This window comes from Tenacibaculum aestuariivivum (assembly GCF_964507685.1).
GTDB lineage: Bacteria > Bacteroidota > Bacteroidia > Flavobacteriales > Flavobacteriaceae > Polaribacter > Polaribacter aestuariivivum.
This window is the reverse complement of sequence record NZ_OZ208414.1, coordinates 1,069,378-1,086,424: the sequence shown is the minus strand read 5'-3', so window position 1 is coordinate 1,086,424 and position 17,047 is coordinate 1,069,378. Positions and strand designations below refer to the sequence as shown.

At 28.3% G+C, this 17,047-nt stretch carries 16 protein-coding genes and 1 pseudogene; 6 read left to right on the top strand and 11 right to left on the bottom strand.

From position 1 onward, the window contains the following. Positions 1-156 precede the first annotated feature (156 nt). Positions 157-552 (bottom strand): hypothetical protein, encoded by a 396-nt coding sequence (locus ACN5J4_RS04705; protein WP_418650976.1) that lies wholly within the window; start codon positions 550-552, stop codon positions 157-159. Between the two features lie 190 nt (positions 553-742). Between ACN5J4_RS04705 and ACN5J4_RS04700 the strand changes: the two genes are divergently transcribed. The 3 genes from ACN5J4_RS04700 (at position 743) to ACN5J4_RS04690 (ending at position 4,850) form a co-directional block, all read left to right on the top strand. After that, on the top strand, positions 743-1,630 hold the full coding sequence (locus ACN5J4_RS04700) for a helix-turn-helix domain-containing protein (RefSeq protein ID WP_418650975.1): 888 nt from the start codon (positions 743-745) through the stop codon (positions 1,628-1,630). A gap of 111 nt (positions 1,631-1,741) precedes the next feature. Further along, positions 1,742-3,682 (top strand): oleate hydratase, encoded by a 1,941-nt coding sequence (locus ACN5J4_RS04695; protein ID WP_418650974.1) that lies wholly within the window; start codon positions 1,742-1,744, stop codon positions 3,680-3,682. Positions 3,683-3,953: 271 nt separating this feature from the next. Then, positions 3,954-4,850, top strand: coding sequence for a 3-hydroxyacyl-CoA dehydrogenase (locus ACN5J4_RS04690; protein ID WP_418650973.1), 897 nt, complete (start codon positions 3,954-3,956; stop codon positions 4,848-4,850). A gap of 348 nt (positions 4,851-5,198) precedes the next feature. Here ACN5J4_RS04690 and ACN5J4_RS04685 read toward each other — a convergent pair whose 3' ends face one another. The 4 genes from ACN5J4_RS04685 to ACN5J4_RS04670 all read right to left on the bottom strand — a co-directional run bounded on the left by ACN5J4_RS04685 (position 5,199) and on the right by ACN5J4_RS04670 (position 7,895). Further along, entirely contained in the window at positions 5,199-5,906 is a 708-nt protein-coding gene (locus ACN5J4_RS04685; protein ID WP_418650972.1) for a crotonase/enoyl-CoA hydratase family protein, read from the bottom strand. After that, positions 5,907-6,278 (bottom strand): fluoride efflux transporter CrcB, encoded by a 372-nt coding sequence (gene crcB, locus ACN5J4_RS04680; RefSeq protein WP_418650971.1) that lies wholly within the window; start codon positions 6,276-6,278, stop codon positions 5,907-5,909. It abuts the gene before it with no gap. 77 nt (positions 6,279-6,355) lie between these two features. Next, the gene (locus ACN5J4_RS04675) at positions 6,356-7,333 is read right to left on the bottom strand and encodes a DoxX family protein (protein WP_418650970.1); all 978 of its coding nucleotides are present in this window, start codon (positions 7,331-7,333) and stop codon (positions 6,356-6,358) included. 16 nt (positions 7,334-7,349) lie between these two features. Further along, positions 7,350-7,895 (bottom strand): DUF1599 domain-containing protein, encoded by a 546-nt coding sequence (locus ACN5J4_RS04670; protein WP_418651137.1) that lies wholly within the window; start codon positions 7,893-7,895, stop codon positions 7,350-7,352. 102 nt (positions 7,896-7,997) lie between these two features. Here ACN5J4_RS04670 and folP point away from each other — a divergent pair, with 102 nt between their 5' ends. After that, a complete protein-coding gene (gene folP, locus ACN5J4_RS04665) occupies positions 7,998-8,816 on the top strand; it encodes a dihydropteroate synthase (protein ID WP_418651136.1) in 819 nt (272 codons plus the stop codon). 29 nt (positions 8,817-8,845) lie between these two features. Then, complete coding sequence (gene cdaA, locus ACN5J4_RS04660) at positions 8,846-9,631, top strand: diadenylate cyclase CdaA (protein WP_418650969.1); 786 nt, start codon at positions 8,846-8,848, stop codon at positions 9,629-9,631. 88 nt (positions 9,632-9,719) lie between these two features. Here cdaA and ACN5J4_RS04655 read toward each other — a convergent pair whose 3' ends face one another. The 3 genes and pseudogenes from ACN5J4_RS04655 to truA all read right to left on the bottom strand — a co-directional run. Continuing rightward, entirely contained in the window at positions 9,720-10,262 is a 543-nt protein-coding gene (locus ACN5J4_RS04655; RefSeq protein WP_418650968.1) for a hypothetical protein, read from the bottom strand. A 72-nt stretch (positions 10,263-10,334) separates the two neighbouring features. Beyond that, positions 10,335-12,101, bottom strand: a complete 1,767-nt coding sequence (locus ACN5J4_RS04650) for an ABC transporter ATP-binding protein (RefSeq protein ID WP_418651135.1) — start codon at positions 12,099-12,101, stop codon at positions 10,335-10,337. Between the two features lie 27 nt (positions 12,102-12,128). Continuing rightward, a pseudogene (gene truA / locus ACN5J4_RS04645) lies at positions 12,129-12,839 on the bottom strand (tRNA pseudouridine(38-40) synthase TruA); the annotation flags it as partial. Between the two features lie 305 nt (positions 12,840-13,144). Here truA and ACN5J4_RS04640 point away from each other — a divergent pair. Next, a complete protein-coding gene (locus ACN5J4_RS04640; RefSeq protein ID WP_418650967.1) occupies positions 13,145-13,639 on the top strand; it encodes a metallophosphoesterase family protein in 495 nt (164 codons plus the stop codon). 5 nt (positions 13,640-13,644) lie between these two features. Here the strand turns inward: ACN5J4_RS04640 and ACN5J4_RS04635 are convergent, their stop codons facing one another. The 3 genes from ACN5J4_RS04635 to ACN5J4_RS04625 form a co-directional block, all read right to left on the bottom strand. Continuing rightward, positions 13,645-15,453, bottom strand: a complete 1,809-nt coding sequence (locus tag ACN5J4_RS04635) for a tetratricopeptide repeat-containing sensor histidine kinase (RefSeq protein ID WP_418650966.1) — start codon at positions 15,451-15,453, stop codon at positions 13,645-13,647. Positions 15,454-15,463: 10 nt separating this feature from the next. Then, the gene (locus ACN5J4_RS04630; protein ID WP_418650965.1) at positions 15,464-16,135 is read right to left on the bottom strand and encodes a hypothetical protein; all 672 of its coding nucleotides are present in this window, start codon (positions 16,133-16,135) and stop codon (positions 15,464-15,466) included. A 137-nt stretch (positions 16,136-16,272) separates the two neighbouring features. After that, on the bottom strand, positions 16,273-16,923 hold the full coding sequence (locus ACN5J4_RS04625; RefSeq protein WP_418650964.1) for a response regulator: 651 nt from the start codon (positions 16,921-16,923) through the stop codon (positions 16,273-16,275). Between the last annotated feature and the right edge of the window lie 124 nt (positions 16,924-17,047).

Genomic DNA, 17,047 nt, shown 5'->3' with positions numbered 1-17,047 from the left:
TCAAATATTTTTATTAAATTATGTGTTGAGTTTGATAAAAAGTATTACTATGTATTTATTTTAAATTGAAAAACCTATTATGTCCTCATTTGATTCAATTTTCCTTTTTCTCCTTTTACTAGTAATAGTTTTTAGTGTACATATTTTTTGTGATATTTAATTATTTTTGATAGAAGTTATTTGATATATTTTCCAAGACCAAGCGATAAATAAAAATTGAAAAGGAACTCTAATTAAGGCTACCGTATGTGAACCAATAGCAGGAGTGGAAGAGAATATATCCCAAATATGAATGGGTAAAAATAAAATCATTAAACAAAATATTCCTAAAGCACCAAATTTTGCGTATTTCTTATTCATGAATAATAATATACCTAAACCAACCTCTAAAATTCCTGATAGATAAATAATCATCAAAGTGAAAGGTAAAAATGTAGGAACAAAAGGGGGGTAAAAATCGGATTTTATAAAATGTTGTACACCGCCAAATATCATAAATAGAGCTAGAAGTATTTTTAACACATTCCAAAATCGTTGTTTTTTTGTCATCATCATTTGAGTTTTATACTGTTTTTTTCTGTAAGATACAAAAAAGAATGATTATTCATTTTTGTATTAACGTTTTTGAAATCTGCTTTATTTTTTATAAATTTAAGTAAGAATATCGCTCTCAAATAGTTTATTTTTAAAATTGTTTTTAGAGGTTATTTTTTAAATTTAAAAAAATCAATAAAACGAATTAATGAAAAATCAGAAAAATCAGAAAAATTACGAAAATTTACAAGATACCCTTTCTTTTTTTAATATTGATTGTCATAACTCTTATTATATATCTTCGGGAAAATCAATTTTTAAATTTCCAGAAAATCCATTTCGCATGGATTATTACGCCTTTTGCATTTGCACAGATGGCGAAATTGATTTAGAAATTAATGCCATTAATTATAAAATAAGAAAGGGGAGTGTTTTTTGTTCTGCGCCTTCTACGATTGTCCATTTTTTAAATGCAAGTCCTAATTTTAAAATTCAAACCGTATTTTTTGAAAAGAATTTTTTACTGACCAATATTTCCGATCCGTTTATTATTGAAAAAATGGCGTTGTTTCAACAAAGTTCGTATTCGGTGTTGCATACATCGGAAGAAAATACGCAAAATTTATTGAAAATTATCAATACGATAAAAGAAAAAGAACAGCGTAAAGGTATATTTACCAATCAAATGATTCGTATTCTAATTTTTAATCTGCTTTTAGAAATTGCCGAAATTATCCAACAGAAAATACCAAATATAATAGCTTGTAAAGATGTAAAAACAACTATTTATCTGCGTTTTAATAAATTGGTACAAGAATGTATTTTAGAAGAGAAATCAGTTGGTTTTTATGCCAGTGAATTGTGTATTTCTAATAAATATTTAATCGAAATTACTAAGAAAAATGTTGGAAAAACACCACATCAAATTATTGAAGAAGCTTTGCTAAAAGAAGCGTTAGTTTTATTAGGAAATCCTGCTTTATCAATTTCTGAAATTGCGTATCAACTTCAATTTAATTCTATTTCGGCTTTTGGGCGATTTTTTAAACGTCAAACAACAAGTTCGCCATCTTCATACAGAAATACTAAAAAGTAAGAAACTATAATTTAAGGATACTATTGCTGAATTTTGGGATACAAGTTAATTTAAGGATAGTGGTAACTTTGGATAACAAAGAATTAAACACTCAATTAAATACTATCTGAAATGAAAAAAGACACTTCAAAATTTGACAAAGTATTAAATGTTTCTCCTTTTCTAGGAAAGGTAAATAACACTCCAGATGCGAGTAAAGATGTAGTTCATAATTCAAAAGATATCACGATGCCTCTTGCTGATTTAACAGGAAATTATCAGCGAAATAAAGGAATTCCATCAAAATTATTTAAAGATAGTAAAGTCTATATTGTAGGAAGTGGAATTGCAGGATTATCAGCGGCTTATTACTTTATTAGAGACGGACATTTTTCAGGAGAAAATATTGTTTTTTTAGATAAATTATCAGTAGAAGGCGGTTCGCTTGACGGTGCAGGAAATGCCGAAGAGGGTTATATTATCCGAGGTGGACGAGAAATGGAAATGACCTATGAAAATTTATGGGACATTTTTCAAGATATTCCAGCCCTTGAAATGCCCGCTCCTTATAGTGTTTTAGACGAATATCGTTTGTTAAATGACAACGACCCGAATTATTCAAAAGCGCGATTAATTCATAATAAAGGGGAAATTCAAGATTTTAGTAAATTTGGATTAGATAAAAAAGATCAACTTGCTATTGTAAAATTATTATTGAAAAAGAAAGAAGAATTAAACGATTTATCGATTGAAGATTATTTTAGTGAATCATTTTTACAAAGTAATTTTTGGTTTTTATGGCGAACGATGTTTGCTTTTGAAAACTGGCATAGTGTTTTAGAATGTAAATTATATATGCACCGATTTTTACATACTATTGATGGTATGAAAGATTTATCGTGCTTGGTTTTTCCGAAATACAATCAATATGATACGTTTGTAAAACCCTTAACCGAACATTTAAAATCGAAAGGCGTAACCATTCAGCTTGATACGCTTGTAAAAGATTTAGACATCCGAATTAATACCAAAGGCAAAGTTGTACAAGGAATTATCACCGAACAAAACGGTAAAGATGTGGTTATTCCAGTAACAAAAAACGATTACGTAATTGTTACTATAGGTTCTATGACCGAAGATACGTCATATGGAACGAACACAAAACCAGCGATTGAAACTATTGATAATAGTCAAAGCGGAAAAAGTAACGGTTGGAAATTATGGAAAAATTTAGCTGCTAAATCGCCTGATTTTGGAAAACCAGAAAAGTTTTGTGGAAATATAGAAAAATCGGCTTGGCAATCGGCAACTTTAACGTGTCGCCCTTCGGATTTAACTGAAAAATTTAAAGAATATTGTGTAAACGATCCGTATTCAGGAAAGGCAGCCACAGGAGGAATTGTAACCATTACCGATTCTAATTGGTTGATGAGTTTTACCATTAATCGCCAACCGCATTATCCAACGCAACCCGATGATATTTTAGTGGTTTGGTTGTATGCTTTATATATTGATAAAGAAGGAAATCATATTAAAAAACTGATGCCTGCATGTACAGGAAATGAAATTTTATCAGAATTATGTTTTCATTTAGGTTTAGAAAATAGACTTGAAAATGTGATAGAAAACACGATTGTTCGCACTGCTTTTATGCCGTACATTACATCAATGTTTTTGCCTAGAGCTACTGGCGATAGACCTCAAATTGTGCCTAACGGATGTGAAAATTTAGGACTTGTCGGGCAATTTGTAGAAACGAATAATGATGTTGTTTTCACTGTAGAATCATCAGTAAGAACGGCAAGAACAGCGGTTTATAAATTAATAAATTCAAACAAACAAGTGCCAGATATTGCTTCAACTCAATATGATATTCGTCAAATATTAAAAGCGACGAAAGCTTTAAATGACAACAAGCTTTTTCCTGGAGAACGTATTTTAAAACGCGTGTTAAAAAACACTTATTTTGAACATATTTTACCAATTGATGTTGAAGAAGCACCAGAAGAACATAATGAATCTTTTATTGCAGAACAATTTGAAAAGTTACAAGATTGGGCAAAAAATCTTTAATTAATCTTTAATTAATTTTTAATTGATTATTGAATTAATAATAAAACTCATAATTAAAAAATAAAGGGATTTGTAATTTCTTAAATCTCTTTATTATATTTTGTTAGAGTTTTTTTTAAAAAAGTTTTTATAACAGGAAATCGAAAATCGAATTTGTCAAACTGAATTTAGTTCAGTTTCTCATTCTGATTTGCCAGTTTTGTGTGATGCTGAAATAAATTTAGCATAATGATACACTGGATTTTATCAAATTTTTAAAAAAATACATAAGATGAATTACAAAAATATTACTGTAGCAGGAAGTGGCGTTTTAGGCTATCAAATAGCATTTCAAGCAGCTTTTCATAATTTTAACGTAACGGTTTATGATATTAATGACGAAATGTTAGCGAAGGCAAAAGCTAAATTTCCAAAAATGTGTGAAGCTTTTAAAAGAGATTTAAATGCTTCGGATGCTGATTTAGCTGTTGCTTTTGATAATTTAAAATACAGTTCAAATTTAGTAGATGCCGTAAAAGATGCCGATTTATTAATTGAAGCTGTTCCAGAAAACCCAGCTATTAAAATAGATTTTTATACAAAACTGGCAAAAGTTGCTATTGAAAAAACGGTATTTACTACCAATTCATCAACACTTTTACCGAGTCAGTTTGCTGAGGTTACTGGTCGTCCTTCTAAATTTTTGGCACTTCATTTTGCTAATGATATTTGGAGAAATAATACCGCCGAAATTATGGGACATTTAGGTACAAATCCTGAAATATTTAACGATGTGGTTGCTTTTGCAAAAGCAATCGGAATGTTGGCGTTGCCTTTACATAAAGAACAACCAGGTTATATTTTAAACTCGTTATTAGTGCCACTTTTAACAGCAGCAACAACGCTTTTAGTAAAAGAAGTTGCTGAGCCTCAAACTATCGATAAAACATGGATGAAAGCAACAGGTGCTCCAATTGGTCCTTTTGCAATTTTAGATATTGTTGGTATTAATACGGTGTATAATATTAATAAGATGGCTTCTGAAAAATCAAAAGATCCGTTTAAAATTAAAATGACTGCTTATTTAAAAGAACATTTTGTAGATACCAATAAATTAGGTGTTTCAACAGGCGAAGGTTTTTATAAATATCCGAACCCTGCGTATAAAAAGGATGATTTTTTAAGTTAAGTGTGAAATTATAATAATGTATAGCAGGTAAACGAATTAATAGTGAGTAGTTTTTTACTTCGGATGTTTTTTACAAGGATACAAACTGTTTTGTGTACTGGTAAAAAGTCAGTAAAAATGCCTAGCCCCGATTGAAGCAATTGTTTGAGCTCTTTTTTATTTTTCTTTTGAAAAAATAAAAAAAGCGAGTGCGGAAAGCGGGAAATTGCTTCAAATTATTTTTTAAAATCTTTTTTTGATAAAAAAACTAGCAATAGTTTTCTGATTTAAAAGAACTGTTATTTCCTCTAAAAACCTATCACTATTTTTAAAAATGGTGATAGGTTTTTATTCCAAAAAAAACATCTTTTATTTTGATGGTGGATTTAAGCCTTCTTTATTATCTTTTTTGATGGCTTTTTTTAAAGAATTTAAAAGTGTTTTTCGAACTTTTAATTTAGTTTTGTAGTGTGCTTTTTGGTTTAATTTCGTGAACATTTCAGCAATTTTAATGGCTGTAGGTAATAAATGATTTTCAGGAACTACTTTATCTAAAAAACCAGCTGTAATAGCTCGTTCTGGCGAATACATTTCTGCATTATTCACACTGCGATTTAAATAGTTAGGCGTTAAGCGACCTTTGGCAATTTCAATACCTGCATTGTGCATGGTCATTCCTATGATAACTTCGTTAAGACCTATTTTAAAATCGCCTTCTGCTCCTAATCTGTAATCGGCAGAAAGCAATAAAAATGCACCTTTTGCAATGGCATGACCTGTACATGCTACAATTATCGGATAAGGAAATGATAACATTCTGTGCGATAATTTTGAACCTTTAGTAACCAATTCTAAGGCTGATTCAGCTGATGCAGTCATGCTTTTTAAATCGTATCCAGCAGAAAAAATGCCTGATTGTCCTGTTAAAATGACTACTTTTTTATCTTGTTCAACTTTGTCTAATAATTGGTTTAACGAATCAATTACTTCGTGAGATATGGCGTTTACTTTTCCGTTATTAAGCGTAATAATTGCGTAATTTTCTTCGGATGTATATTGAGTTAATTCATTCATCATTTAAATAAATTTAGTTAGAAATATTCCTGTAAAAACAGCTAAAAATCCTACGATAAAACTTGCAATTGTGTAAAAGACAAATGTTGTGAAGTCACCAGCTTTTAAAAAAACATGATTTTCATAAGCAAATGTTGAAAATGTTGTAAAACCACCACAAAAACCTGTTGCGAGTAATAATGTATAGTTTTGATTTAATGCTTCATTTTTTGCAGCAAAACCCAAAATAAACCCAATAAGTAAACTTCCTAAAATATTTGCGGTAAAAGTACCATACGGAATTCCTGTTTGTTGATTATTTAAAAGTTTTCCTATTAAAAATCGTAAAACACTTCCAAAGCCACCTCCTATAAAAACGAGTACTAATTGTTTCATATTGTTGCTAAAGTAAGAAAACCTCACTGAAATAGCGAGGTTTTGTGTTTTAAAAATTTATGATATTGTTGTTTTAATTATTTTAAAATAACATCTTCAGCATCTGTCCAATTCCATTTACCTACAATAATTCCTTTTTCAACAGTAACAATTCCTGGGTTTGCTCTGATAACTGTTTTCAATGCAGTTTCATCACAAAAACCAAAAGTATATGGAAGGTTAAATTCTTTTTGAGTAGCGGCTAAATCTTCAATATAAGAAGCTGTTAAGACATAAATTTTATAACCTTTTGCCTTTGCATCCGCAGCTGCTTTTGATACTGCCGCAATTCCTTCTTTTTCAGTTTTATCAAAATTATACATTAAAACAAGCATTGCTTTTTCTTTAGCCAGCATGCTTTCTAATTGATCACCATCATCATCAGTTTCAATCATAAAATCATGAATTGGTGGTACGTCATCACCTCCTTCTTGGTACTTCATACCTTCAGAAATATTAGTACCTATAGCGTAAGCTCTAAAATCAATAATAGGTAAATGATTTAAAACATGATATACAATTATGAGTGAAAATAATAAAGATGTATAGGTTATTACAGTGCTTATTTTGTTAGATATTAAAGGTTTAATGTATTTTAATCCTACAATTAAAATAATAATAAAAATCATAAAAACTACGTTTTTATAAAAAGTTTCTTTAGGAGTTAATTTCAACGCATCTCCAAAGCAGCCACAATCAGTTACTTTATTGTAAGTGTACGAGTACCATGTTAAAAATAAGAAAACTAAATTTAAACTAAATAAACTCCATACGGTAAGTTTAGGTTTGTAGCCAACTAAAAGCATTACTCCTAAAACCAATTCAACAACGATTAAAAGAATTGAAAAGGGTAGGGTATAAGGAATTAAAAATTCCATGTTTAATACACCTTCACTAAAGTATTCTTGAAACTTGTATTGAGAACCTATAGGGTCAACAAGTTTTACAAATCCTGAGTAAATAAATAAAAGGCCTACTAATATTCTTGAAACATGTGTTAAAAGTTTTAATATCATTTTTTAAGGTTTAAGTTTAACTGTTTGATTCCGAGTAATGAATCAATGCAAAAATAGCATAATTTATTATGTCTTGGTAATTTGCGTCAATTCCTTCAGAGACTAAAGTTTTTCCTCTGTTGTTTTCAATTTGTTTTACGCGAAGTAATTTTTGAAGAATTAAATCTGTTAAAGATGAAACTCTCATTTCTCTCCAAGCCTCACCATAATCATGATTTTTATTTTCCATCAATTGTTTAGTGATTTTTATATGTTTATCATATAAATAGATGGCTTTTTCTGAAGTTAAGTCGGGTTTTTCAACAACGTCTAATTCTAATTGAACGAGTGCCATGATGGCGTAATTAATAATGCCAATAAATTCTGATTTTTCACTTTCATCTACTTTTTGTTCGGTGTTTTCTTGTAATTGACGGATACGTTGTGCTTTAATGAAAAGCTGATCTGTTAATGATGTAAGTCTTAAAATTCTCCAAGCACAGCCATAATCGCTCATCTTTTTAATAAACAAATTCTTACATTCTTCTACTACAATATCGTATTGTTTGGAGGTTTTTTGCATTTTATTTTTTAATAAGTAATCTTTCAAAAGTAATAAATATTACAGCTATTTCTTGTATTTTTACTTTTAAAATTTAAGATTTAGAATTTATACTTAATAATGATGACAATTAATTGCAACGGAAATTTAATAGACCTTGCCACTCCTAAAGTAATGGGGATTTTAAATATTACGCCCGATTCTTTTTTTGATGGAGGAAAATATAAGCATGAAAAAGATATTTTAAATCAAACAAAAAAGATGTTAGATGAAGGGGCTACTTTTATTGATGTTGGTGCGTATTCCTCAAAGCCGAATGCAAAAAAAATATCTGAAGCCGAAGAGTTAATGCGAATTATTCCTGTAATAAAATTGTTAAATAAGCATTTTCCTGAAATTATAATTTCAGTTGATACCTTTAGAAGTAATGTAGCAAAAGAGTCAATAAACACCGGAGCATCTATTATTAATGATATTTCTGGTGGTGTTTTAGATGCTAAAATGTTTGCTACAGTTGCAGCCTTACAAGTACCATATATTATAATGCATATGCAGGGAACACCTCAAAATATGCAGTTAAATCCTGTATATGATGATGTAGTAAAAGAAGTAATAGCTTTTTTTTCGATACAATTATATAAACTTCGTGAGTTTAAGGTAAATGATATTATTGTAGATGTTGGTTTTGGTTTTGGAAAAACAACGACTCATAATTATGAATTGTTAAAAAAACTAGCATTATTCAAAAGTTTAGGGGTGCCTATTTTAACAGGTGTTTCTAGAAAATCAATGTTGTATGAAGTTTTAGATATTTTGCCAGAAAAAGCATTAAACGCAACTACAGTAGCAAATACAATAGCTTTGTTAAATGGAACTAATATTTTAAGAGTTCATGATGTAAAGGAGGCTGTTGAAGCAATAAGTATTGTAAATAAATTATAATAATATTAACTAAAATTATAAAGTAATTAATGAATTTAAATTTTATTGATTTTTCGTTCCTAGATGTTCTTGATATTATTTTAGTAGCAGTATTATTATTTTATATATATAAGTTATTGAAAGGAACAGTAGCTGTTAATATTGTAATAGGAATTACCTTAATTTTTTTAATATGGAAAATAACACAAGCATTGCATATGGAAATGTTAAGTGGTATTTTAGGTTATTTATTATCAGGAGGTGTTATTGCTTTAATTATTGTATTTCAACAAGAAATTAGAAAATTTTTATTAATGATAGGAACAACTAATTTTTCTACAAAAAGAGGTTTTTTAAATCAATTAAAATTTTTAAAAAAAGAAAATACATTAGATGTTGATATTGAGATAATTATAAGAGCTTGTGTTAGTATGTCAAAAACTAAAACAGGAGCTTTATTAGTTATAGAAAAAACGAATAATCTTGATTTTTTAATAAATACAGGTGATCAAATGAATGCATCTGTAAATGAAGCTATTTTAGAAAGTATTTTTTACAAAAACAGTCCGCTCCATGATGGAGCAACGGTAATACGTGATAATTTTATTATTGCAACACGTGTAATTTTGCCCGTTTCAACTAGTAGTAAAATACCTGCCCGTTTTGGGTTAAGGCATAGAGCAGCTATTGGAGTTACTGAAAAAACAGATGCTATTTGTTTATTAGTTTCAGAGGAAACAGGAGAAATATCGTATATAAATAATGGAGAGTTTGTTTTATATGAAACGATAGATGATTTATTAGATAAATTGCAAAATGATTTAATTACAGCTTAACTGAACTTGATTTAAAATTGTTAAAGTGTAGTTTTTAAGTAAAAAAAGCTCGCTATTGCGAGCTTTTAATTTTTATAAAAGGCTAAAATTATTTAGCAGGAGCCATTTTAGATTGAATAGCGCTCATTACTGAGTTAAATTTCTTTTTTCCTTCAGCATCTAAAGAAGAAACTATTTTTTTTCCTTCAGCAGCTAATTCAGCACCCTTTTTAGCTAAGCTTGCATTTTTTACTACATCTCCTTTAGCAGCTATATAGTCATTAGCGTACTCAGAGTAAGAACTTAAGTACTCACCAACTTTAGCATCTTTAAACTCAGGAATTGAAACTCCAGAAATTTTAGATTTAACAGCTTCAACAGCATCTTTAGCACCTTCAGCAACTTTATTAGCAGCATCTTCAGCACCTTCAGCAACACTTTCAGCAGCGTCTTCAACACCTTCAGCAACACTTTCAGCAGCATCAGAAGTAGCATTTACAGCTTTAGTTGCAGCATTAGAGGTAGCATCAGCAGCATTGTTAGCAGCTTCAACAGTTGCATCTTTAGCGTCTTTAGCTTTTTCTTTAGCTTTTTCACAAGAAGTTGCTAATAAAGTACCTGCAACACACATAGTTAAAATTACTTTTTTCATCGTTTTATGATTTTTTTAGTTTATAGATTGATAAGCGCAAATGTATTGCATTGAGCGTTCTAAACAAATTATTTAAGAAGTAATTTCTGTTTTAAATTGTTTTTTATATAAATTTTTGTAATAGCCACCTTCTTTCTTTAATAACTCTGTATGGTTTCCTTCTTCAACAATTTTACCTTTATCCATAACAATAATAGTATCTGCTTTTTTAATGGTCGCTAACCTATGTGCAATTACTATCGATGTTCGGTTTTTAGTAATTTTATCTGTCGCAAACTGAATCATTTTTTCAGAGCTCGAATCAATAGAAGACGTTGCTTCGTCTAGGATTAAAATATTTGGATTACTAACATAGGCTCGTAAAAAGGCTATTAATTGTCGTTGTCCTGATGACAGCATTCCTCCTCGTTCTTTTACATTATAGTCATAATTATTGGGTAAGCTCATAATAAATTGGTGAATACCAATTTGTTTAGCCGCTTTTTTAACCTCTTCTAAAGTAATGTTTTCATTTTTTAAAGAAATATTATTAAAAATAGTATCAGAAAACAAAAATACATCTTGTAAAACTACTGCAATTTTTTCACGTAAAGCATTAATTTCGTAATCTTCAACAGGTATGTTATCTAAATAAATAGCCCCACTATCTATTTCGTAAAAACGATTTATTAAATTAATTATAGTTGATTTACCAGCACCTGTAGCTCCAACAATAGCTATTGTTTTGCCTTTTTCAACATTGAAAGTAATTCCTTTTAAAATTTCTTCTCCTTTTATATAGCTAAAGTGTACATTTTTAAAAGCTATATTTCCCTGTAATGCATTAGTAGTAATTTTACCGCTTTTGGTAATAGAGCTTGAGGTATCAATTATGTTGAAAACACGTTCACCAGCAACGATTCCCATTTGAAGTTGGTTAAACTTATCAGCAATTTGTCGAAGAGGTCTAAATAACATTTGTGCCATTTTTATAAAACCAATAATAGCACCAACAGATACTGTATTGTCGTTAATAACTTGTAAGCCACCATACCAAACAATTAATCCAATAGCAATGGATGATAATATTTCCGCAATTGGAAAAAAAATAGAATAGTACCAAACAGTTTTAATGTGAGCCTTTTTATGTTTTTCGTTAATTTCAATAAAGTTTTTATATTCTATTTTTTCACGATTAAAAAGTTGTACAATTTTCATTCCAGTAACTCTTTCTTGTACAAATCCGTTAAGGTTTGCTACTTGGTTACGAACATCTTGAAAGGTTGATTTTATAGCTATTTGAAATAGTTTTGTAGCATAAATTAAAATAGGTAAAGTAGCTAATGCTATAATAGCAAGTTTCCAGTTGGTATAAAACATTACAATTATTACGATAATCATTTTTAATATATCACTAAAAATCATAAAAACACCTTGTGTAAAGAAGTTAGCAATTGTTTCAATATCTGAAACAACTCTTGTAACCATTTTACCAACTGATGAATTATCAAAATAACTCATTTTAAAAGACATTATTTTTCTAAAAGTCTTAGTTCTAATATCTCTAATAATATGTTGCCCAACCCAGTTAGCGTAATAAATAAAGCTAAATTGAAAAAACACCTGAATTACTAATGCTACTAGCATTGCTATAGTAAAATATAATAAGCGTGTTAAATCTTTGTGAGTAACAAAATCATCAATAGCCCTCATTAAAATAATAGGGCTTAATACTGCAAATACAGCTAAAAGTATGGTTGAACTTGCGGCTATAATAAATTGTGCTCGATATTTTTTTGCAAAACTCATAAGTCTAACAAAAATTTTAATATCAAATGCTTTTCCTGTTGTTTTACTCACTATATATATATATATATATGCTACTTTTGTTAAAAATAAACCCTTTGCAGGTACTGATGTTCCTGCATTACTCCTGTTTTTACTTGCTATGATTTTTCTAAAATCATCTAACGTAATTTTACCAATTCCAATATCAATTAAAGTACCAACAACAGCTCTAACCATGTTTCTTAAAAAGCGATTTGCACTAATATGAAAAGTTAAATCATTGCCATTTAATACCCATAGGGCGTTAGTCACTGTGCAATTAAAGGTATGAACATCTGATTTTACTTTAGAAAAACATTCAAAATCTTCATATTCGTATAAAATAGCCGCCGCTTGGTTCATTAAATCAATATTTAATTTTTGATTGTATAATTGCCAAGAAGTATCAAGTAAAAACGGATTTCTACCAATCCAAATTTTATATTCATAACTCCTACTAGTTGCATCAAACCTAGCATGTGCCGTATTATGCATTAGTTTAGTATTAAAAATAACAATGTCATCAGGTAAAAGGGCATTTAATCTAAAAGCAAAGTTATTAGCTAAAACAATATTAGTATCAAAATGAGCAAACATTTGTAAAGCATGCACTCCTGCATCTGTTCTGCCAGCACCTGTTATAGTTATGTTTTCTCTTAAAATAGTACTAATTGCGCTATTTATTTTTTCTTGTACAGAAATAGCATCAGGCTGTATTTGCCAGCCATGATAGTTTTTTCCATTATATGCTAACTCAATAAAATATCTCAAAAAACATGAAATTTAAAAGGCTAATTTATGAAATATTAGCTTGACTTATATGGCTATCTAAAATTAATACATTTACACTGTTTTAAAAAATAAAGGCGAAAAACACATGGAAATATGAAATTGTTATTTTAGTAAATTATTTTTAAAACTATTTCCCGCTTTACGCACTCGCTTTTTTTTGAAGAAAAATCAAAATAAAGAGCTCAAGTAAATGCTTCAATCGGGGCTATGCTGTTTTTTGTAAATTAGTGTCTGTAATATATATAGTCAAGTATATTAACAAAGTATTTAGTAATTTTACCAAAATGAAAAAAATACTACTACTCTCCGATACGCATGGTTATATTGACGAGCAGATATTAAAATTTGTAAAACAAGCTGATGAGGTTTGGCATGCAGGTGATATTGGTGATTTAAAAGTAACAGACACTTTAAAACAACACAAGCCTTTGCGAGCTGTTTACGGAAATATTGATGATGCAGATGCTAGAGCAGAGTTTCCGTTAGATAATAAATTTATTCTAGAAGGTGTTTCGGTATGGGTAACTCATATAGGTGGATATCCAAGTGCTTATAAACAAAGAGTGAGAGAGGTATTAAAAATAACCCCTCCAAAAATATTTATTACTGGTCATTCACATATTTTAAAGGTTCAATACGATCAAAAATTTAATTTACTTCATTTAAATCCAGGTGCCGCAGGAAAACATGGATTTCATAAAGTAAGAACAATGCTTCGTTTTAAGTTAAATAAAGGAGAGATTATGGATATGGAAGTTATAGAATTGGCAAAAAGATAAAAAAATTATTTTTGAATAGGAATAATTATGCAAATTTTAGTTCCTTTATTTATTTTAGAATCAATAGAAATTGTTCCTTTCATCATTTCAATTCGAGCCTGAATTTGGTTTAAGCCAATACCTTTATTATGAGAAGATGACGAGGTAGTAAAGCCTACCCCATCATCATAAACAAGAGTAGTTAGTTGATTTTTTTCTTGTTTTAGTATTATTTGTGCATAATTAGCTTTACTGTGTTTTAAAATATTATTAGCAAGTTCTTGAATAATGTTAAATATTTTTATTTCAAATTCTTGATTATATCGGTGAATGTTTTGGGCAGAAACATCAAAGTTTAATTGACTATTTGAATATTTTTTAGCAATATCTTTTAAAGCATACTCTAGGCCAAATTTCAATAATATAGATGAGATTAAGTTATGTGATAAGTCTCTGACTTTTTCAGCAGCCTCAAGTATAATGGATTGAGTTTTTTCGATTTCTATAGGAGGAGGGGTGCTTTTAAATTGTTTTTTGGTGGCACTTAAATGCATATTTGCAGACGATAGTAAAGCACTTACGCTATCGTGTAAAATTTCAGCTATTTGTTTTCGTTCAGATTCTTTAGCATCTATTGTTGCGTTTAATATTTTTGTATTTGTATCTGATTTTAGTTTTTCAATACTTTGTAATTGTTTTAAATTATTTTCAGATAATACTAATTGTAAGTTTTGTTGCCTTAATTTATAATTATAAATTATAAAACCAGATATTATGATTACTAATAAACTTAAGGCACCAAAGAGTAGGGTGGTTTTATTATCTTTAGCTTCTATTAATTTTCTTTGTTCTGTAATTAAATTTATTTTCTGTTGCTCTAGGTTTTCTTTATGTTTTACAGTTATTTCTTCAATTATTTTTCTTATTTCTTTATCTCTTTGGCTATCTTCTATTTCATATGATAATTCTTGATAATCATACGCTTTATAATCTTTTAAATTTCTCATAGCCCAAGCTAAATTATAGTATAAATTAGTTTTTATTTTTATAGACTCTTGACTATTATCATCCCTAATCAAATCAAGGCCTTTGTTGTAGTATTTTTTAGCTTCGATATAATTTTTTGAAGATAAATATATACTACCTAAGTTGCTAAAAGATCTAGAAAGGTTTTTATTGTCTTTTGTTTTTATATATATATTGATGGATTTTTTTGCAAATTCTTTTGCTATTTCAAAGAGTGAATCTTGTGAATATATAGCCGATAAATTGTAAAAGGATACAGCTTTAAATTTATTAGATTTTTCGTTTAATAAATTAATTTGTTCTATTTTATCATAAAATATAATAGCAGTATCTTTATATTGATTAAAGTATGTTTTATTTTTAGTTAATTCAATGTTATGTAATTTTTGATAAGTTGCACCTATCTGCAAAAAAGTTTTAGCATAAAACAGGTTTATAGAATCTTTATTTATAAGTTTTAGTTCTACTAAATTTGATTTGTCTTTATTGAATAGTTTTAGAGCAATTTTATAGTACTTTATAGCTTTCTTGTAGTTGGAAGTTTTTTTATAAATATCGGCAATTAGTATTGCTGATAAATATTGATTGCATTCATTGTAAAGAGATAGTGATCTTTTTAAAGCTCTTTTGTATTTTCTTTCTTTATAGTAATTTAGAGAAATTAGATATTCTTTATTTATAGAATCTTTTCTTTTTTTTTCTGTTTTATTTTTTTCTTTACTTAGTTTGTCAAATATATTATTTGTAGAAAAAATATTTAAGATGGTAAATAAAAGAATTAAAAAAGATATTTTTTTTATGTACAGCATTAATTAAGAATTAAGCTTCATCAGCTCCACCAATTATAAACCTAGGCTTTCTAGGAGCTCCTGTAGGTCCTTTAATTTTTTCAGAATATTTATGATTAACAAAATCTACTTTTAATAAACCATCTTCTGATAAAATATTTATAATTCTTGAAAAATCTTTTTGTTTAGCTCTTCCTTTAGATAAATGAACCTCATAAGTTTCAATATTTTTATTATAAATAAACTTTGTGATAACGTTATCATTTACTTTAAAATTAAGTAAAAAAGTATCGTCTTCATTTTTAGTTATACTATATGAATTTAAAAATTCTGTTATATTTGTTCTTGAAAAGGTGTTATTTTCATCTTCAATAGTTATTTGTGTGCGCTTACCTTTGTTTTCATCTAGAAAACCAATTTTTAATAGTTCTTTTTCTATAATAAAGCTATTACTATGACTTTTTTTAGTTTTATAATTAGCTTCTGTTAAAATTATTTCGTTAGATTGATTACTATTTTTAATAGTGATTACATCTGTATTTTTTGTGGTGTTAAAATCAATAGAGTATTTACCTTTACTATCTCTATGAAGAGTGTATGATAATAATAATTGATCGTTAGAGGTAGTTACTTGAGAATCATCAGAAGAGCATGATGTAATAATAAAACATAAAGCTAACAAGAGAGGTGTTATTTTTTTCATGATTTTAATTTTATTAGTTACTAATATTTTTTATGTAAATTTAGTGTTGTTAAGTAGATAATAGCGATATACTTTGTATAGGTTAGGGGTATTTTCTTTGTTTCGGGGGATTTAAGAAAATTATTTGAAGGGTTTTTCTATACAATATTGTTTTTTACAGCGTACATCGCTAAACCTACTACATTTTTTACTTTTAATTTTTTATATAAATTTTTTCGATATGTTTCAACAGTCTTAATACTAACTAATAAATGTGCTGCTATTTCATTTGAACTTTTTTCTAAGGCTATTTGTTTTAATACCTCAATTTCTCTTTCACTTAAATCGTTATGATTAATATTATTTTCCTCTATTTTAGATTCTGAAACATAAAGCTCTAATAATCTGCTTTTAACATCGTTGCTAAAATACTGTACACCATTATTAACACTTTTTATAGCATCAATAATATGATCACTAGCACAGCTTTTATCAATAAAACCATTTGCTCCTAATAATATCATTTCTTGTACTAGTTTAGTGTCACTTAAGCTAGATAGAATTATTGTTTTAATTTTTAAATTACGTTTCTTAAATGCTTTTAAAACTTCTATACCATCCATTTCAGGCATGTTGATGTCTAAAACAAGTACATCAGCTTTTTTGTTTATAGCCCAGTCTAAAACTTGCTTTCCTGTTAAAGAATATCCTTCTATTTCAAGACTGTCCTCTGTGTTTAGTAGAGCGATAACACCATCTATTAATATTTTATGATCATCAGCTATATGAACTTTAATTTTATTAGTCATCGTTATTACATTTACAAAATTATAGTATAAAAATAGTTTGTACAATACCCAATAACCCTAATTGTTTATTAGGGTTAACCCTACTTCATTAGGGTTAACCCTAAATTCTTTAACATTTTTTTAA

What these genes read in the sequence shown, in the direction of transcription:
- ACN5J4_RS04705 (WP_418650976.1), bottom strand. Translation starts at nt 552, where the DNA reads ATGATGACAAAAAAACAACGATTTTGGAATGTGTTAAAAATACTTCTA.
- ACN5J4_RS04700 (WP_418650975.1), top strand. Translation starts at nt 743, where the DNA reads ATGAAAAATCAGAAAAATCAGAAAAATTACGAAAATTTACAAGATACC.
- ACN5J4_RS04695 (WP_418650974.1), top strand. Translation starts at nt 1,742, where the DNA reads ATGAAAAAAGACACTTCAAAATTTGACAAAGTATTAAATGTTTCTCCT.
- ACN5J4_RS04690 (WP_418650973.1), top strand. Translation starts at nt 3,954, where the DNA reads ATGAATTACAAAAATATTACTGTAGCAGGAAGTGGCGTTTTAGGCTAT.
- ACN5J4_RS04685 (WP_418650972.1), bottom strand. Translation starts at nt 5,906, where the DNA reads ATGATGAATGAATTAACTCAATATACATCCGAAGAAAATTACGCAATT.
- crcB (WP_418650971.1), bottom strand. Translation starts at nt 6,278, where the DNA reads ATGAAACAATTAGTACTCGTTTTTATAGGAGGTGGCTTTGGAAGTGTT.
- ACN5J4_RS04675 (WP_418650970.1), bottom strand. Translation starts at nt 7,333, where the DNA reads ATGATATTAAAACTTTTAACACATGTTTCAAGAATATTAGTAGGCCTT.
- ACN5J4_RS04670 (WP_418651137.1), bottom strand. Translation starts at nt 7,895, where the DNA reads ATGCAAAAAACCTCCAAACAATACGATATTGTAGTAGAAGAATGTAAG.
- folP (WP_418651136.1), top strand. Translation starts at nt 7,998, where the DNA reads ATGACAATTAATTGCAACGGAAATTTAATAGACCTTGCCACTCCTAAA.
- cdaA (WP_418650969.1), top strand. Translation starts at nt 8,846, where the DNA reads ATGAATTTAAATTTTATTGATTTTTCGTTCCTAGATGTTCTTGATATT.
- ACN5J4_RS04655 (WP_418650968.1), bottom strand. Translation starts at nt 10,262, where the DNA reads ATGAAAAAAGTAATTTTAACTATGTGTGTTGCAGGTACTTTATTAGCA.
- ACN5J4_RS04640 (WP_418650967.1), top strand. Translation starts at nt 13,145, where the DNA reads ATGAAAAAAATACTACTACTCTCCGATACGCATGGTTATATTGACGAG.
- ACN5J4_RS04635 (WP_418650966.1), bottom strand. Translation starts at nt 15,453, where the DNA reads ATGCTGTACATAAAAAAAATATCTTTTTTAATTCTTTTATTTACCATC.
- ACN5J4_RS04630 (WP_418650965.1), bottom strand. Translation starts at nt 16,135, where the DNA reads ATGAAAAAAATAACACCTCTCTTGTTAGCTTTATGTTTTATTATTACA.
- ACN5J4_RS04625 (WP_418650964.1), bottom strand. Translation starts at nt 16,923, where the DNA reads ATGACTAATAAAATTAAAGTTCATATAGCTGATGATCATAAAATATTA.